At 59.2% G+C, this 17,885-nt stretch carries 16 protein-coding genes and 1 pseudogene; 6 read left to right on the forward strand and 11 right to left on the reverse strand.

The window, feature by feature from the left end; genetic code table 11:
- The 5 genes and pseudogenes from SB822_RS14125 to SB822_RS14145 form a co-directional block, all read right to left on the reverse strand.
- Positions 1-302 (reverse strand): annotated as a pseudogene (locus SB822_RS14125) (formate dehydrogenase subunit beta); the annotation flags it as partial.
- A gap of 9 nt (positions 303-311) precedes the next feature.
- Entirely contained in the window at positions 312-3,383 is a 3,072-nt protein-coding gene (gene fdnG / locus SB822_RS14130; RefSeq protein WP_410854965.1) for a formate dehydrogenase-N subunit alpha, read from the reverse strand.
- 289 nt (positions 3,384-3,672) lie between these two features.
- The gene (locus SB822_RS14135; RefSeq protein ID WP_410854966.1) at positions 3,673-4,419 is read right to left on the reverse strand and encodes an SDR family NAD(P)-dependent oxidoreductase; all 747 of its coding nucleotides are present in this window, start codon (positions 4,417-4,419) and stop codon (positions 3,673-3,675) included.
- A gap of 4 nt (positions 4,420-4,423) precedes the next feature.
- Positions 4,424-4,786: a hypothetical protein gene (locus tag SB822_RS14140; protein ID WP_410855079.1), complete on the reverse strand. Its 363-nt coding sequence runs from the start codon at positions 4,784-4,786 to the stop codon at positions 4,424-4,426.
- Between the two features lie 14 nt (positions 4,787-4,800).
- Complete coding sequence (locus tag SB822_RS14145) at positions 4,801-5,058, reverse strand: MmgE/PrpD family protein (RefSeq protein ID WP_410855080.1); 258 nt, start codon at positions 5,056-5,058, stop codon at positions 4,801-4,803.
- A 372-nt stretch (positions 5,059-5,430) separates the two neighbouring features.
- On the opposite strand from SB822_RS14145, the gene SB822_RS14150 reads away from it, so the two are divergent.
- The gene (locus SB822_RS14150; RefSeq protein ID WP_035540349.1) at positions 5,431-5,775 is read left to right on the forward strand and encodes a BON domain-containing protein; all 345 of its coding nucleotides are present in this window, start codon (positions 5,431-5,433) and stop codon (positions 5,773-5,775) included.
- A gap of 56 nt (positions 5,776-5,831) precedes the next feature.
- Here the strand turns inward: SB822_RS14150 and cysS are convergent, their stop codons facing one another.
- Positions 5,832-7,238 carry a cysteine--tRNA ligase gene (gene cysS / locus SB822_RS14155; protein WP_410854967.1) on the reverse strand — a complete coding sequence of 469 codons (1,407 nt, stop codon included), beginning with the start codon at positions 7,236-7,238 and terminating at the stop codon, positions 5,832-5,834.
- A 671-nt stretch (positions 7,239-7,909) separates the two neighbouring features.
- Here cysS and SB822_RS14160 point away from each other — a divergent pair.
- Together SB822_RS14160 and SB822_RS14165 are read left to right on the forward strand one after the other, a co-directional pair.
- Positions 7,910-8,626, forward strand: coding sequence for a transposase (locus SB822_RS14160; RefSeq protein WP_410854968.1), 717 nt, complete (start codon positions 7,910-7,912; stop codon positions 8,624-8,626).
- Between the two features lie 1,163 nt (positions 8,627-9,789).
- A complete protein-coding gene (locus SB822_RS14165) occupies positions 9,790-10,242 on the forward strand; it encodes an ester cyclase (protein ID WP_007732229.1) in 453 nt (150 codons plus the stop codon).
- A gap of 256 nt (positions 10,243-10,498) precedes the next feature.
- Here the strand turns inward: SB822_RS14165 and SB822_RS14170 are convergent, their stop codons facing one another.
- Entirely contained in the window at positions 10,499-10,987 is a 489-nt protein-coding gene (locus SB822_RS14170; RefSeq protein WP_007732227.1) for a cache domain-containing protein, read from the reverse strand.
- A gap of 482 nt (positions 10,988-11,469) precedes the next feature.
- Positions 11,470-12,324, reverse strand: a complete 855-nt coding sequence (locus tag SB822_RS14175) for an SDR family NAD(P)-dependent oxidoreductase (protein WP_007732225.1) — start codon at positions 12,322-12,324, stop codon at positions 11,470-11,472.
- A 316-nt stretch (positions 12,325-12,640) separates the two neighbouring features.
- Between SB822_RS14175 and SB822_RS14180 the strand changes: the two genes are divergently transcribed.
- On the forward strand, positions 12,641-13,255 hold the full coding sequence (locus SB822_RS14180) for a DNA-3-methyladenine glycosylase (protein WP_410854969.1): 615 nt from the start codon (positions 12,641-12,643) through the stop codon (positions 13,253-13,255).
- A 44-nt stretch (positions 13,256-13,299) separates the two neighbouring features.
- Here SB822_RS14180 and SB822_RS14185 read toward each other — a convergent pair whose 3' ends face one another.
- Positions 13,300-14,220, reverse strand: a complete 921-nt coding sequence (locus SB822_RS14185; RefSeq protein ID WP_097220776.1) for a LysR family transcriptional regulator — start codon at positions 14,218-14,220, stop codon at positions 13,300-13,302.
- Positions 14,221-14,361: 141 nt separating this feature from the next.
- On the opposite strand from SB822_RS14185, the gene SB822_RS14190 reads away from it, so the two are divergent.
- Positions 14,362-15,582 (forward strand): MFS transporter, encoded by a 1,221-nt coding sequence (locus tag SB822_RS14190; RefSeq protein ID WP_079494357.1) that lies wholly within the window; start codon positions 14,362-14,364, stop codon positions 15,580-15,582.
- A 92-nt stretch (positions 15,583-15,674) separates the two neighbouring features.
- On the opposite strand, the gene SB822_RS14195 is transcribed toward SB822_RS14190, so the two are convergent.
- A complete protein-coding gene (locus SB822_RS14195) occupies positions 15,675-16,685 on the reverse strand; it encodes a GlxA family transcriptional regulator (RefSeq protein WP_114223584.1) in 1,011 nt (336 codons plus the stop codon).
- Between the two features lie 243 nt (positions 16,686-16,928).
- Entirely contained in the window at positions 16,929-17,312 is a 384-nt protein-coding gene (locus SB822_RS14200) for a nuclear transport factor 2 family protein (RefSeq protein ID WP_007732213.1), read from the reverse strand.
- A gap of 272 nt (positions 17,313-17,584) precedes the next feature.
- Here SB822_RS14200 and SB822_RS14205 point away from each other — a divergent pair, with 272 nt between their 5' ends.
- Complete coding sequence (locus SB822_RS14205) at positions 17,585-17,884, forward strand: sulfur reduction protein DsrE (RefSeq protein WP_114223585.1); 300 nt, start codon at positions 17,585-17,587, stop codon at positions 17,882-17,884.
- Position 17,885: the final 1 nt, after the last annotated feature.

Here is a 17,885-nt window from a genome sequence, read left to right on the forward strand (position 1 = left end):
ATGCAGCCGTCCTTGCGGATCAGCCATTCGAGATCGCCTTTCGGGTTCTCGTACTCGGTGAAGCGCATCACCGTCCACGAATGCTCGGTGAGATCGCGCGGGTTGTCGTAGACGCCCGTCGTGATGCCGACCTCGTCGCGCAGGTCGTTCCACTCCATGCACGCTGTCTGGCACGCCTTGCAGCCGATGCACTTGGTCACGTCGATGAGTTTCGCGACCGTGCCCGTCACCGGCTCGCGCACCGACGTCGGCTGCACGGTCGTGGCGGAGAGGCGTTTGATATCGAGCGATTGAAATGCCATGACGCCTCCCTATGCCTTCTCGATTTTCACGAGGAACGACTTCGATTCCGGCGTCTGCGAATTTCCGTCGCCCACGGCAGGCGTCAATGTGTTGGTGATATAGCCAGGCTTCGTGAGCCCCTTGAAGCCCCAATGCAGCGGAATGCCGACCGTCTGCACCTTCTTGCCATCGATCATCAATGGCTTGATCCGTTTCGTCACGACCGCGACTGCCACGATGTATCCGCGCTTGCTCGACACCTTTACGCGATCCCCGGCGACAACACCAATTTCTTTCGCCAGGTCCTCGCCGATCTCCACGAACTGCTGCGGCTGCACGATCGAATTCAAACGTGCGTGCTTGGTCCAGAAGTGGAAGTGTTCGGTCAGACGATAGGTAGTGCCCGTATGCGGGAATTCCGGTGACTTGCCAAGCGCCGCACGATCGTCGGGAAATACGCGCGCAGCCGGGTTACTCGTCGCCAGTGGATTGTTCGGATGGAAGGTGTTGTAGCCGAGCGGTGTCTCGAACGGCTCGTAGTGCTCGGGGAACGGCCCTTCGTTCATCGCATCGCGTGCGAAGAACCGCGCGACGCCCTCCGCGTTCATGATGAACGGATTCATGCCGTTCTCGGGCGGCTCGTCGATCTTGAAGTCGGGGATGTCGGGCCCGCTCCAGCTCGTGCCGTTCCATGCAATCAGCTTGCGCTTCGGGTCGAACGGCTTGCCGCTCAGGTCGCACGACGCGCGGTTGTACAGCACGCGCCGGTTCGCAGGCCATGCCCATGCCCAGTTCAGCGTCTGGCCGATGCCCGTCGGGTCGCTATTGTCGCGCCGGCCCATCTGGTTCCCGTTCTGGGTCCATGCGCCGCAGAAGATCCAGCAGCCGCTCGTCGTCGTGCCGTCGTCCTTCAGCTGCGCAAAGCCGGCCAGCTGATCGCCCTTCTTGACCAATACTCTGGATGCACCTTTCGGGTCCGTGATGTCGGCGAGTGCGCGGCCGTTGTACTCCATTGCGATCTCTTCGGGCGTCGGGCTGTCGGGGTCTGCGTACGGCCAGTCGAGCTTCACGATCGGATCGGGATACTTGCCGCCCTGCTCCACATACGCCTTGCGCATGCGCAGAAATAGACCCGACATGATTTCCAGATCGCTGCGCGCCTCATCGGGCGGTTGTGCGCCTTGCCAGTGCCATTGCAGCACGCGGCTCGAACTGACGAGCGAACCGCGTTCCTCCGCGAAGCAGTTGGTCGGCAGCCGGAACACTTCCGTCTGGATCTTCGATGCATCGACGTCGTTGTATTCGCCGTAGTTCTTCCAGAACTCCGAGGTTTCCGTCGCGAGCGGGTCCATGATGACGAGCCACTTCAGCCTCGCGAGGCCCGCCGACGTCTTCGCCTTGTTCGGCGCGGCCGCGAGCGGATTGAAGCCCTGGCAGATATAGCCATTGACCTTGCCCTGATTCATCAGCTCGATCATCTGCATCAGGTCGTACGGCTTGTCGAGCTTCGGCAGGTAGTCGTAGCCCCAGTTGTTATCGGCCGTCGCGGCAGCGCCCCACCATGACTTCATCATGCTGACGAAAAACGCGCGGTAGTTCCTGTAATAGCTCAGCTGGTTCGGCCGTAGCGGTTGCGCTGCGCGCTTCTTGATATAGCCGTCGAAATCCTGCTCCGGCTCGGTCGGCAACGTCATATAGCCGGGCAGCGAGTTCGACAGCAGCCCGAGATCGGTCAAGCCCTGGATGTTCGAGTGGCCGCGCAATGCGTTCATTCCGCCGCCCGCGATGCCGATATTACCCAGCAGCAGTTGCACCATCGCGCCCGTGCGGATCATCTGCGCGCCGACAGAGTGTTGCGTCCAGCCGAGCGCGTAAAGAATAGTGCCAGCACGGCCCGGCGTTGAGGTAGTCGCGAGCGTCTCGCAGACGTGCAGGAACTTCTCCTTCGGCGTGCCGCAGGTCTTTTCGACCATCTTCGGCGTATAGCGGGAATAGTGCTGCTTGAGCAGGTTGTACACACAACGCGGATGCTGCAGCGTCATGTCGACCTTTGCATAACCGTCGTCGCCGCGCTCGTAGTCCCACGTCGTCTTGTCTGGGTACTTGTGGGCGTTCGCGTCGTAGCCGGAGAAGATGCCGTCGTTGAACGTAAAGTCTTCACGGACAATGAACGCAAAGTCCGTGTAATTCTTCACGTACTCGTGCTGGATCTTGTCATTGGTCAGCAGATAGTTGATCACGCCACCAAGGAACGCGATGTCGGTGCCCGTGCGGATCGGCGCATAGAAGTCCGCGATCGACGCCGTACGCGTAAAGCGCGGATCGACGACCATCAGCTTCGCCTTGTTGTGCGCCTTCGCCTCGGTCACCCATTTGAAACCGCACGGGTGCGCCTCGGCCGCATTGCCGCCCATCACCAGAATCACGTCCGCGTTCTTGATGTCGACCCAATGGTTCGTCATCGCTCCACGGCCAAACGTCGGGGCAAGACCTGCCACCGTCGGGCCGTGTCAGACACGCGCCTGGTTGTCGAACGCAAGCATCCCCATGCTGCGGATGGCCTTGTGCGTCAGATAGCCGACCTCGTTGCTGGCCGCCGACGCCGCCAACATGCCCGTGGTCAGCCAACGGTTGACCGTTTTGCCGTCTTCCGTCTTCTCGATGAAGTTCGCGTCGCGGTCTTCCTTCATCAGCTTCGCGATGCGGTCGAGCGCGTCGTCCCACGAGATGCGTTGCCACCGATCGGAACCGGCCGCACGATACTCGGGATACTTCAGACGGCTCGGGCTATGGATGAAGTCGATCAGGCTCGCCCCTTTCGGGCACAACGTGCCGCGATTGACCGGGTGGTCCGGGTCGCCTTCAATGTGAATGATGCTGGCAGTCGCGTTCTTCGCGCCGTCGCCGAGGCCGTACATCAGGATGCCGCAGCCGACGGAGCAATAAGGACACGTGTTGCGCGTTTCGGTAGTACGAGCCAGTTTGTACTGTCGGACTTCGGCGAGCGCGGGTTCCGGCGAGAAGCCCATCAGGGCCAAACTCGATCCGGCCAGCGTGCTCGCCGTCACCTTCAGAAACTGACGGCGGGACATTTGCAACATGGTCGCCTCTCGTCTGGTGCTTGAGCAAGTGGCGAAAGTATATGTCGCTTCTCGTATCGCGTATTTGGAGGGTACGTGGCCACTTCCTTGCGTGCCCAACGACTCAACTTCTATTTCCGTGGCTCGAGTTCATGTCGCAGTCCGCGTCGAGTCGTTGACCGCGTTGAAGCATGCTGTATCGCTATATGATTCTTCCGAGCAAGCCTGAAAGGCTTACCCAGTAAGGTTTCGAGCGAGTGTTCGTTCCTACCGTCGCGCGCTGCTCCGCGTTTGTCGCTTCAATGCACCATCAAAATGGGCTGATCCCTGACATACCCCCGTCTACTGCCAGATCGGCGCCCGTCATATACCGCGATGCATCCGACGCGAGAAAGAGGATGGCTGCAGCAATTTCATCGGGCTTGGCCGGCCGCTTCATCGGAATGACATTCGACCATTGCAGCAGTTGTGCGTTGGATATTCCCAATGTATCGAAGATCGGCGTATCCGCAACCCCGGGTGAAATGCTGTTGACGCGTATGTCGTGCTCGACGAACTCGGCGGCAAAGCTCTTGGCGAGCGAAACCACCGCTGCTTTCGACGCACAATACGCAGAGAAATGCTTCGTGCCCTGATTGGCCGCAAGCGACGCAACAAGGATGATCGATGCAGGTCGAGCGAGAAACGGCAGCGACTCGCGTACAGTCGCGTAGACTGCGCCAACATTGACGTTGAGCACGTCGGAGAATTGCTCCCACGTCGTCTCGCGCACGGGTGTTTGCCGGGAAATGCCGGCATTCGCGACCACCACGTTTACATCGCATTGAAAATGGCGAACTGCGCTCTCGTATAGCCTTTGCATGTCTTTCGGGCTTGCGGCGTCTGCGACGACAGCCAAAGCGTTCTCACCGAGCTTCTTCGCAGCCTGGGCTAGTTTGTCCGCATTACGCCCGCTGATCACCACGCGCGCGCCCTCGGATACGAATCGTTCGGCGGTTGCGAAGCCAATGCCACTGCTGCCACCTGTCACCACAGCCAAAGCACGCTTGAGTAGCATTGCCTCATCCTCGCAAATTGACGACTAGTGCGCGGCCTGCCTGGATCGCGCGCGTCGTATGGCCTTTACCGTGCAAATCACCTGCAATGAAAACGGCGCCCGCCGCGAAGCGTTGCGCACCGTCACTGCTCCCCACAACAATTTCGAGCTCCCCTGCGAGCACAACCACATATTGCCTGGACGGTGGATTGTGCCAACCGAGGAAATAGTCACTGTCGAACTCGTGCAAGAGTACGCTCTCGCACGCTTGCGGCGAAGACAGCGACACGGTAATGCCCATGAAAGACACTGGGCTAACCTCAAAAGCCTTGATGTGCCTGAATAGCGAGTGTCCGTCGCCGCTGGTGTATATCTCGATGCATTCCATCATTTCTCCTTTTGCTAGAAAACGAACGCACGTGGATGACCCGTCAATACCCGCAACGACTCGCCATGGATTGAGCCGAGAAGAAATGTGTCGTCCAGCTCCATGCTGTGCGCGGCCATTCCGTTGGCCAGTGCGGCCCAGGCCGCGTGTACCGGGTCGGACCGGCCGTGCAGCGTTGCGCCACCGGGGATCGGCCGTGCGGTAGCCAGCATGCGAACTGGTCGGCTCGAATCCAGAGTGGAACCGTGCAGCGCGATGGCAATGTAGTCAATGAAAAATGCTTGGCGCGCTCGGCCACGACGGGTGGCAGCGCGTCATATTCGAGGCCGGCGCGGAAACGGCCGAATGTCTGCGCCACGGTTGACTGCACGCGGGGGGCGTGCGTTGGTATGACCATGAAGCATTACCTCCCAGTACCGCCTCGCGCGGGCTATTCGGGACATAGTAACGAGTCGCTGTTGCATTATAGCTAGTGCTTCATCGCGGATCGGGTTGCCGCCGGCATGAACAGACCCGGCCGGGTCGGCTCAGTCAAAGTCCGCCACTCTGCACTATCATGGTGGACTCAGGAGGGCGCACATGTGTACCTGCGAAGCCAACCCGCACGACGTTCGTCGTGCACGAATCAGGCAGTCATAGCCGACATGCGAAACGCGCGATACGGCAAAGGCCGGTTGCTGATCGTCACGGCGTTCGCGTTGTCCGCGTCCGTGTTCATCAACGGCTGTCAGTCGTCGGCCACGCCGGCCGTGACCGCACCGGGGCAGATCGCCACTGACGACGCTGCACTCGCCGCCCGGGTGAAGCAGGCGCTCGTCGCGGACGCGGGGTTGAGATCGTTGCCGATCAGCGTCGCGACGTATCGAGGCGTCGTGCAGTTGTCAGGCTACGTGGATTCAGAAGTGCAGATTCAGAAAGCGCTTGCCGTGACGCGCGGCGTGCCGGGGGTGCAATCCCTGAGCAACGATCTGCACCTCAGGACGCAATGACGCGCCTTTGCCGGAAACGGATGACGAACGCATTCAGTTCACCGCCAATGCAGTGATTAACCGCCCCCAACATGTGTCTGATCACTAGTGATTTCGACCAGGCGTTGACCTTCTTTGCTGTCCTCGACTCTCCAGCCTCGCGCGCTTAACGCTGCCCGTATGTGATCGGCTCTTTCCCAATCCCGTCCAGATCTGGCCCGCTCGCGTTCGCTGAGTAACACGCGAATGTCTTCCGGAATATCAGACACAACAGGTTTCCATTCGCGCAAACCGAGACCAAGCACAGTATCAAAACTGTCCACGGTTGCTCTCAGAGTCGCGGGTGGCAGGTTACTCCTGGTTAGCTCCCAAAGTACGGCAAGCGCCCTCGGCAGATTCAGGTCCTCGTTCACCTCCGCGTCGAAGCGGGCGGCGAATTCCGGATGGACGCGACCTGCGTCCGGCCAGGTCGAATAGAGATGGCGCAGCCGGTTCAATGCCGTCTGTGCGCCATCGAGAGACGCCCAGTTGAAGCGCAGATTGCTCCGGTAATGGGCTGTCAGGCACAGATAACGGTAGGCGAGCGGATCGATGCTTCGACGCTGCAAGGTCTGAAGACGAATGAAATGCCCGCTCGACTTTGACATCTTCGTGTTCGTATCGAGCGTCAGAAAATGTCCGTGCATCCAGAAATTCGCAAGCCGCGTGCCGTATGCCGCTTCCGTCTGCGCAATTTCGTTGTTGTGATGCACGGCGATATGGTCTTCGCCGCCGCAATGGATATCAAACCATGTGCCGAGGTATTTCGCAGACATGGCCGAGCACTCGATATGCCAACCGGGAAAGCCGCGACCCCACGGGCTCTCCCATTCCATCTGCCGGCTGACTTCGGGCGGACTGAATTTCCACAAGGCAAAGTCGGTGACGTTCTTCTTCGCGCCGAGCGCGACCCGCTTCCCCGCGTGCAAACCTGCGCGGTCTAGCCGCGCGAGATAGCCATAATTGTCCTGCTTACTGGTGTCGAAGTAGAGACCGTCGCCCGTCCGATACACGTAGCCAGCTCGTTCGAGCTCGCCAATGAACGCGATCTGTTCGGTGATGTGATCGGTCGCACGGCACCAAACCGTGGGCTCCAGCAGGTGGAGGGCGTGCCAGTCCGCGACGAAGGCGTCGGTGTAGCGTCGAGCAATCGCCCACGCTGATTGCCCGGTTCGCTGGCTGCCTGTCTCCATCTTGTCTTCGCCTTCGTCGGCATCAGAAGTCAGATGGCCGACGTCAGTGATATTGACGACGTGCCGGACCTCGAAGCCGTTACGCATCAGTACGCGGCGCAGGATGTCCTCGAACACGTAGGTTCTGAGATTCCCGATGTGCGCATAGTCATAGACGGTGGGTCCGCAGCAATACATGCCGGCCCGACCGGCGTGGATTGGCGTGAACGGGCGCACGGTACGCGACCAGGTGTCATACAGCGCAAGCGGCATCGAGTCTCTCCATCCCGAAGGCATACGGCCAGAAAACAGAAAGGCCGCCGGTTTTGCAACGGGCGGCCAGAAGGCGTTGGCTTCAACGTATAGCTAGATCGCTAGACGCAGCCTCCCCCCGGCACGTTCTGACAACATGCACGGATCAGCAAAGCGAGGAGTTTGGCGTGACTAGACATGTCAACAATCCTACCGTCTGTTGGCTGCGCAGGTCAATACCGTCGAATGGGTGGTCTCGGTGACGACTTGCGAACGACTGATCATTGCCAATCCGGGAATTCACATCATTGGAAGGGTCTCGGATTGGAGGTGATCGTTATCGTTCGGATACCTACCGATCAAATTCGCGAACGTCATTATGCTCGGCTTTGCCGGTTCAGGTGGGATGCGAATGGAGAACTAGGGACGCATCGACCGCTGTACCGTCGTGCCGCAGACGTATTGGTGCCAGATGGCGCGCATGCAGTGGGGGTGTGTAGCGCGGCGCCGCTATTCAGCGGTGGCATAAAAGAGATGCCGGTTGCGATCGGTAAATCAACGAAAAGAGGCCAGAAAAAAGGCCTGTTCGCGATGTAACCGCGCGCACATGCCCGATAGAATTTGTTACGTATCGTCACGCGTCCGATACCTGTCGGATCGCTTTCTCACATCGGATTTCCGGTTAATTCAGCATGACACGGCTTGCACGGCACTACGTCCCAGAACAACCGCAGCACGTTATCTTGCAGGGGCTCACGGGGCCCGCTTTCCTGGACGAAGGAGACTACCTGTACTTCCTCGCCTGCCTGGCAGACGCAGCGCGCGTCGCCGATCTGGCAATCCATGCGTGGGTGCTCATGCCTGACGCGGTACAGTTCCTCGTCACGCCTTCATACGAATCGAGCGTGGCCATGGCGATGCAGGCGGTCGGCCGCCGCTATGTCGAGACCTTCAACCGCCGCCACGGACGCCGCGGTACGGTGTGGCGAGGCGGTTACTGCGCAACAGTGATTGAGCCCGACCGGTATTTTCTGTTCGCGAGCCAGGTCATTGATCATGCGCCGGCGCGCAACCGCCTTGTGGCAGAGCCGGGAAACTACCGGTGGTCGAGCTACACGCATCACATCGGGCTGCGTGCCGATAGCTTCATCAAGGACCATCCGCTCTACCGGTCGCTCGGCAATACACCGCTCGAGCGCCACCAGGCCTACCGCGATTTGAGCGCACAGCCCCTTGACGAACTCGAGGTCAACAACCTGATGGAGTCGACGCTCAAGGGCTGGGTGCTCGGCAGCGCCGCGTATTGCGAGTGGGCGGCGCAGACAGCCAACCGGCGTTTGATGCCCCTGCTGCTGCGCGACCGCCCGCCCAAGGTTCGCACGACACGAGGTGTTGCACACGTGGGCTAATCAAAAGAAAAACAGGCAAGGAAACCTTGCTTGTTTGAGAGGTGCTACGTCAGGTCAGAGCGTTTCAATCCGCTTGGCCGGTGTCGCGAAACCACTCTGTCCATCGCGTTCATCGTCGAACGCGATGGGCGCACTGGAATACGCGGTCACGTCGACCGGTCTGTCCTTTTGCCCGAGCCGGACTTGAATCTCCTCATCCTCGGGGTAGAAGAGTTCATGGCAGTGTAGGCATTCCTGCATGGTGACTGGGCGTGCCGCCACACTTCCTGTTTTTCATTTTCCGTACGACGTTGAGACAAACTACTGGGCCATCGAGCCTCGAACTACCGCAGCCGACATAAAGCAGCTATTCGAGTGACCGCCCTTTCAATCGATCCGATGACCGGCCATGGCCAATCACTGCCTCATGCGAACGGCACGGACTACCCGATACTCGCACGGCCGCGACCGGCAGCAGGCGACTCCCTTTGAGTCGCTCAATGCTCGCCTTACTGTCTGCCTCCGCGACAACGTGAGATGCTCGCCGACGACCCATTGGCCCCGCACTCCGTCACAGGAACGTCGGCGACGGCGTCTGCCACCTGGGAAAGCGACTCTGTTTCGACAGGCTCGATGGTAGCGGCGAGACCAGTCGCCATTCTGGCATGGTGTTCGAACAAGGCTTTAAGTTCAGGGCGCAGTCCATCGCCGCGTTGGGCTGCGAGCGCGTGAAGCGAGAGAAACGGCAACATGATCGGACTCCAGTCAATGAAGGACAGGCGAGCCCTACGCCGATGACCGAATTGACGACCGGGCGCCCGCAAGATACACGCGATTCGAGCGCACCATTCTTCGTCCGACGACCTCGTCTGCTGTGCGATCGCATGGACACGATATGGCAGTGGCTCGGCGCAGAAACCCCGATTCTTGCTGCCTGATTGCTGTGAACACAAAGTAACGCGTAACGCGAACTGCTATGCCGCTTGTCGTCCTTGCATACTCCGGCGTAATCCACATCAGCCGAAACAACACGCGTGAAGAACCGCGTCGCCATAAGCCGCGCGTCGGTTTGACGAGTGTTGCAGCAAGAAACGGGGGGCAGCCGACTGCTTACGCCAATATCGTTCAGGCAGAGGGAAGCGATTGCGTTTCTCTCTCCCAACTTCAGTCAATGAGGAATCACCATGTCGAAGGAAGATGACAACAAGGCCGTCGTGGGCCGCTGGTTCACCGATTTTTGGGGCAAGACATGCAATCTCGACATCGTCGATGAACTCGCCGCGCCCGACATGCTTCTTCAATACTCACTGCACGAACCGCGGCGTGGCCACGAGGACATCAAGGCATTCATGACCGGATTCCGCGAAGCTTTCCCGGACCTCAACTTCTGGGGCGCCGCCGATCTCATCGCCGAGGGAGACTATGTAGTTGGCCGCTGGGAGGGTGGCGGCACACATACCGGTCCGGCATTCAGCGATTTCCTCATCGGATCGTTGCCTGCTGCGACCGGTCGGAAAATGCACTTTACCGGCACAACCGTGCTTCGGCTCAAAGACGGCAAGATAGTTGAAGAAATCGGGCTGGACGACGGCGTGACAGCGCTGCAACAACTTGGACTCATCAACGCAGCAGCGTGATCTAAGGCGCAGCGCCTCCGCAGTCTTCAAGCAACGCTTTGCACACCAACACCACAACGACAACAGGCCGGGCGCGTCCCGGCCTGTTCCATCGGGATGGCGCTAACCGTGAAGGTCAGCCTTGAGGCAACGAGGGGGCGTTCGAAGCGACAGCATCGACCGTCCCCTGGCCGACTGCTGCCCCCCGCAATTGGCCATAGCCGCCCGACGCTGTACATCAGCGACATGTTGAAAGTCAACCAAGGCGAGCCAGAACCTACTCCGAATAGAAGCCCGAACCCACCAGGCCTGGCACTCCGTCGATCTTGACTGCCTTCACATAGGTCCATTTATGCGATGGCTGACTCTGCCCCGGTCTCAGGAACATGTAGTCAACCCAGCCCGATCCCTTCGTTTCGACTGTCTGGATCATGGCGTCATGAAACGGCTTGCCGTTGGTATCTTTCTGACCGCTGACGTTGGTCCCCTCACGGGCTGGGAAGGCGGGATTTAACAAGACGTTTTCCTTCAGATCGTAAACGAACAGATAGGTGTCGCCGTGGAACCACTCGCTGCCTTTGATTCTGAACTCGGAAAACGCGACCTTGCCTTTACTTCCGATCAACGCCGCGGCTTTGTCGACCAATGCTTCGGTTTGCTTTGCTGTCTCGGACGTCGGGGGAGATGCCTGAGAAAATGCAGGCGACGCGGCGCAGAATAATCCAACCAGTAGCAATATGCTGGTAACGAGAGCTTTACCGTTCATAGCAGTATCTCCAGCGGCTGTTCTGTACATCGGTCGCTCTTCCGCGCCTGAAATGGTGATATTGGGTCTGTGCGGCCTCTGCGCGTGACCGCATTGCCGGTTCCATTTCCTGGGCGTGGGCCGCTTCAATGGCTGTTCAGCTGTCGCGGATGACGACCGCAAATCAGAGCCGTTGGCGCCAGGCTCGACGAGCACCGCACAAGAGCGGACTATGGAAGTGAAGCGCCTTCTGTACGCAAAAGGCTAGTGCACGAACCGCAGCCTGGCCAGAATCGTTTTCCCGCATCAATGTCGGCTCGATAGCGGACGGTCGCGAATTGCGGAAACTGGCCGATTGCACCGGTTCAACCAACGTTTTACGTAGTAGGCGTTTGACTCGTCAATTGCAGGTTCCAGACGGTTTAACCACACGCATGACGACCCGGCAGCCACGAGCGACAGAGCGACGGGCAAATATGTACAGCGCGTGCAGTCCGCTCCAACTAGCGAGGCTGTTCGATAAACGCTTCGAACGCCGCCGCGTAATCCGGATGCCAACGAGACAAGGCAGGCCTGTTTTCTACGATATCCCCTATGGCCCATAACATGCGGCGCTCGTCGAGCGAGCGCGGCACGTCGTTATCCGGACACAGGATGTAGAAGTCGCCAGCGCTGAGGCGCTCGAGCATGAACTCGACGGTCTGCTCAGGTGTCCATGCCCCGGTGGGTTTTTCCGTCCGGTTTTTGCGAGTCAACTCCGTGAACACGAAGCCGGGAATGAGCAAATGTGCGCTTATGTTGCACCCGGGGGTGTTACGGAGTTCGTGTTGGAGCGCCTCCGTGAACGCCTTCAATCCGGCTTTCGACACGTTATACGCCGGGTCCCCAGGCGGTGTCGTAATGCCTTGCTTTGAACCCGTATTGATGACAAGCCCTGGTCGACCGCGCGTGATCATGTCTGGTACGAAAACCTGCGTGCCGTGGATTGGGCCCCACAAATTCACGCCCAGCACGCGCATCCAGTTCTCGGCGGGACCGAACATACCGCTGCCCGGTTGAACGCCGGCATTGTTCATCAGGACGTCGGTGCCGCCAAATCTTTCGACCACGGCTGAGTGCAGACGGCGGACATCGTCAATGGCACTGACATCGGTTTCGAGTCCAAAGACGTCCCGCGCGCCGCTCGCGCTCAACCTGGCGATTTCTTCCACGGCATACGCAATTCGATCGGCATCGCGGTCTGCAATGCAGATACGAAGTCCGAGCTCGGCAAACCGCTTTGCCGCAGCCAGGCCGATACCGGCCGCGCCGCCAGTGATGACGGCAACGGCTCCCTTGGTCAGAGCAGGATGAGACATTTGTCGACTTCCTTGATGAGCCCCGGGGCGCTTGCGCACCTACCGCAGCTATCCCGATGCGGTTAGGTAGAATGAAACGAGAGTAGCACGAGCGCCTTTCTCGCGTCGCTTCAAGGCGTTTCCGCCGGCACTCTCAAGTGTGCCCGCGCATCATATCGGGCGAGACTATTGAGCAACGCGAAACCTGTCTTTTCCGTTCACGTCTTTAAACATCAGTCCCGGTAGTGAATACTCCGTCCGTACGATGCCGCATTCAACGGGCAAGCTATGACATGAGCAAGCTTTCTTTACCGCGAATTGATCTGAGTGGCTGCATATGTTTGCAGCAGAATCGTTACCCATCGTGACCTTGCGCCCTTCCTCCAATGTCGAATCAATCGATTTTTCAGCGCCCGCGGCGCTGGTAGCACAGCGGCTGATTGGCGCGATCTTGACGGTGGACGGCGTAGGCGGCCGTATCGTCGAGACGGAGGCTTACGATCCCGAGGAACCAGCGTCGCATGCTTTCTGCGGGCCGACGACGCGCAACACCGTACTTTTCGGGCCGCCCGCACACGTCTACGTGTACCGGTCGTACGGCATTCATTGGTGCCTCAATTTCGTGTGCCGAGAAGAAGGTCACGGCGCCGGGGTACTGATCCGCGCGATCGAACCGTTGACCGGACTGGACACGATGCGCCAGCGGCGCGGGCTCGAACCGATCCGCCTGCTCTGTTCCGGACCGGGCCGCGTTGGACAGGCACTTGGCATCACACACCGGCACAACGGCATGTCGTTACTGGAAGCGCCTTTTCACGTCGAAGCGCCGCAAGAACCGGCACCGGTCGTGTCGGGGCCACGTATCGGCATTACCAAGGCAATCGCGTTGCCCTGGCGTTTCGGCCTGGCCGCGTCGAAGTTCTGGAGCAAGCCGTTTCCCAAGCACACTTGAACGCTCAATCTGCAAGCGACACAACTGTCATATCGCGGCAGCAATCATTTTGTCGTGGCGTCTTCGAGTATGCGCGATGTACGGGTCCGTAGACGTGGCGCCACGAAGTCGAGAAAAGCACGCAACTTGAGCGGCAGAGGCGTCTGTCCTTTATGCACGAGACTGATGGGCAACGGCGCCGACTCGAACGTGTCGAGCACGACATTCAGTGCGTTGTCACGAATCGCGTCCGCGACCTGATAAGACAACACACGTACCAGTCCAACGCCAAGCATCGCCGCCGCGATCGCCGCTTCCGCAGTATTGACTGCAAGCCGTGAACGAACGGGCACGGACACCTCTGACTTGCCGGACCCAAACACCCAGGCACGCGTGGATGCAAGCACCTCGAAGGTAATGCACTCGTGCGCCGCGAGATCGCGCGGTTTGATGGGCTCACCATGCGTTGCCAGATACGCGGGACTCGCGCAGACGACCCGGCGCACAGTTCCCACTCTCGTCGCCATGAGCGTGCTATCGGGCAGTTCTCCAATGCGGATGGCGACGTCTGCTTGCTCCTCCATCAGATGCACGACACGATCCGTGAGCACGAGGCTCACGTCGATTTCCGGATAGTGCGCGAGAAATTCCGCAACCACGGGCACGACGTGCAAGCGGCCGAACACGACGGGCGCCGTGACCACGAGTTCGCCCTTGGGGGACGCGTATTCCCCCGTCGCCGCGCGCTCGGCTTCTGCAATCTCATCGAGGATGCGCCGGCACGCCGCCACATACGAGGCGCCCGCTTCCGTCAATGAAAGCTGCCGCGTCGTGCGTTGGATAAGACGCGTCTTCAGATGCGATTCCAGTTCTCCGACCTTGCGGCTCACCGTTGCCAACGGCATGCCGAGGCGCCGCGCGGCGGCCGACAAACTGCCCGAGTCAACTACAGCGACAAGGATGGACATGGAATCAAGCCGATTCATCGGATGGCCCTATCAAAAAATGGAAGGATGATTCCCGATGTTGGGAGATTCTCTTTATAAATGCAAGCGGGTAGCCTGCAGACTGTGTGCCACGGCATCTTGCTGGACATGCCCTGAAGATCGAAATAAAAGGAGAGTGCCGTGAACGGCCTGCCAAATACATCCAATAATCCCCAGACCCACGCAGTCGCGTCACGCGCCAAAATCGTCATGATGGCGGTCATCGCCGGCGCGGTGATCACCAACATCTACTGCACGCAGCCAATCCTGCCGCTGATCGCTTCCGGCCTGCAGGTCGACCTGACCACCGTCGACCTGGTCGCCGGCGCGGCGCTGCTCGGCTTTGCGACGGGCCTCGCCTTGCTGTTGCCGCTGGGCGATCGCTTCGACCGGCGCAAGCTCGTGCTCGCGCAGATTGCGCTCGCCTTCATCTTCGCGCTGAGTTCCGCGCTTTCACCCGGCATCTGGCCGCTGATCGGAGCGTCGTTCGGTCTTGGCATCGTCAGTTGCGTGCCTCAGCAGCTCGTACCATTCGCTGCCGTCATGTCATTGCCGAGTGAACGCGGGCGTTCGGTCGGCACGGTCGTCAGCGGCATCATGGTCGGCATTCTGCTGGGCCGTACGATCAGCGGCGTGATCGGCGCGACCTACGGCTGGCGCGCCGTGTATGGCGTGGAAGCGCTGTTCATGATCCCCGTCTGGATCGCTGCCGCGTTGCTGCTCCCGCGCGGCGTGCCTTCCACCGATCTTTCCTACGGACGTCTGCTCGCTTCACTCTGGCCACTGGTTCGGGACAATCGCCCGATTCGTGAATCGATGATTGTCCAGGCGCTGCTGTGGGCCTGCTTCAACGCGTTCTGGGTCAATCTGGCGGCGCTTCTGGCAAACGGCCCGCAGCACCTTGGCAGTGCGTGGGCTGGCGGCTTTGGGATCATCGGCGCGACGGGTGCACTCGCCGCTTCACTTGGCGGTCGCGCGACAGATCGACTCGGCTCACGCACCGTCATTGCGGCCAGCATCGGCATCGTAACGCTCGCCTATGTGCTGCTCGCCGGCGCGGAGTCCTCGCTGACGTTCCTGATCATCGGGGTCATCGTGCTCGATATCGGTGTGCAGTCGGGTCTCGTGTCCAACCAGACGCGCGCCTTTGCCGTCGATCCCAAGGCGCAGGGCCGCATCAACAGTCTCTACATGACGGCCACCTTCTCCGGCGGTGCCATCGGCGTCATGATCAGCGGCTGGCTGATGACCCGCTTCGGCTGGACGGGCGTCGTGATCTTCGGCATTGCATTGGGGCTCGTCGCTTCCGCATACCACTGGCTTGGTGGCAACCGACGCATGCGAAGCGCAGCCCAATCGTGATTTCGATCATGCGATCAAGGTGAACGGGGCAACGATACGATCGCGTGGCGACCAGTACCATCGTGTAATGGTGGGGCGTATATAAGTGCGCGTTACGCAGTAGCCTCAAGGTCGATGGATTGATCCACCCGATCCATACGTCGCGGCATGCCATACACGCTCTCGACACCCCGCATTTGCTGTCGACATTGCATAGGTGTCACGTTGATACGCCTAAGGAAGACCATCCGCATATGCGTGGCATTGTGGAAACCGCATTTGAATGCAATGGTCTTCAGAGGGTCGTCAGTCCCACCCAGTATCTTTCTCGCTGCGTCCACACGAAGTTCTTCGACAAATGCGGATGGAGTCATCTGCGCATGTTTCGCAAACAGTCTCGAAAAATTTCTTCTGCTAACCGAGACGGCGCTGGCAAGCTCTTCGATCGACAGTTCATCGGCAATATGATCGGTGACGTATCGCTGTACCTTCTCGATGAGCGTGTTCTTGCCCGCGGCGGGATCGATATACGGTCTGCCCTCATGATCCATGTCCATGCCAAGACGCGTCGCGATCCGTGCAGCGAATTCATGGCCCCAGTCGTCTGCGACCTGAGATAGACAAAGATGCCAGCCCGCCGTCGCACCGGCGGATGACACCAGGTTGCCATCACGTATCAGGACTTTGTCGGGACGAATTCGAGCCAGCGGGAATTCCCGGGCCAGAGAACTCGCGTCGGCCCAACTGGCGGTGACTTCTCTACCGTTGAGCACACCTGCGTGCCCTAATAGAAACGCCCCATTGCAGATCGAGCCGATTCGCTTCGACTGAAAAGCGCGATCGCGCAACCAGTCCAGGAATTCGCGTTTCGGGCGAGAGTTCGACAAGTGCGGTCTACCCGTCACCAGCAAAACATCGACAGATGTTTGAAACGCTGTGTAGTCAAACGGGACGGAAAGCTGCATCGAATTCGAGCAAGCTATATGGCCCGCGCGCTCACCTACTAACGAAACCTGATACTGACAGGTTGCTCGCAGGCATCTATTCGCTTCGGAAAAGACATCGAGTGCGCCGGCAATATCCAACGCTTGCACACCGTCAAGCACGACAATAGCGATTTTCATTTTCCGGATCCGCACGTGTGCGACTGGAACGACATTTTCTTACGCGTGACCTACCGAGGTCGACATGATCGCAATCACGTTCGACCTTGTTGTCAAAGCTAGTCGTATAGCCTACAGATAACCACCCTACTATTGTTTGAAACCGTCACTGCAATAGGATGGACGGCTCATACCTCCGTATAGTCCGGGTGGTATGTGCGCGGAGGAAGGGTTGGCGAGCGGGTGCTTTCCAGAGAGGCATCGTCACCCGATCCGCTGAACCCATTGACTGCGCCAGTCTGGTGCGTCGAAAGGGTCCGAAAAGTACTGGGTCTCGTGCACGACCTTACTGTCATGGAACTTCATGATGCTCACGACGTATGTCGCGCGGTCCGTGTAATTGATCGTGTATTCCGTGATCCAGAGATCGCCGTTTCCCTGAATTCGCCTGACATCGAAACCAGAAGGCCGGCCGGGATGATGCCCGCGCAACGCCTGCAAATTGATTCGTCCGACAATACGTTCACCTGACTGCGGATAATCACAAACGGCATCGTCGTGATAGATATCATGTTCCAGGTCGAGATCCCCTTCGGCCGACGCGCGCCAGTGCGTATTCAAGACTTCACGAATCTGTTCCTCTTTCATCCGCCACCTCCAGCATCAGGATGTGAACTCGGTCTTTTGTAATCTTTGCCGCAAGCAACGCGTGCGCGCCCGTTGCAAGTGCGAACCCAGCGACCAATGTCAGCAGCATAGGCCCAAATGATGCACTATGAGAATCATGGCGACATCGCTCCCCGACATTCGCCGATCCGGAGAAACGCACCATCTACATCAGAGCCAAGGGCTGACGTCGTCCGAGGTGGAGCGGCGTCCGCACTCCTATCGTCCACCTGCTGGAGAATCAGGAGAATATCGTGTCTGGAGAATTCGTGGTCAGTCTGACTCGAGCGAAAGACGACACCGACCGCGCGACGGTCGCGTTCGTGGTTGCCAATGCGGCCATCGCCAGCGAGAAAGAAGTCGTCGTATTCCTGAATATCGAAGGTACTCGCCTGTCCCAGTCCGGTTACCCGGACGACCTCCATGAGGCCGGCTTCTCGCCGTGCTTCAAGAAACGCGCGCTCGACGAAGACACGCTGATCCCCGGCGCCAAAATCATTGGCGACGCGATGCACAAATTCATGGGTGACGCCTGCCCCAGTCTCAGCTACTGAG

This window comes from Paraburkholderia sp. SIMBA_054 (genome assembly GCF_046534875.1).
Classification (GTDB): domain Bacteria; phylum Pseudomonadota; class Gammaproteobacteria; order Burkholderiales; family Burkholderiaceae; genus Paraburkholderia; species Paraburkholderia hospita.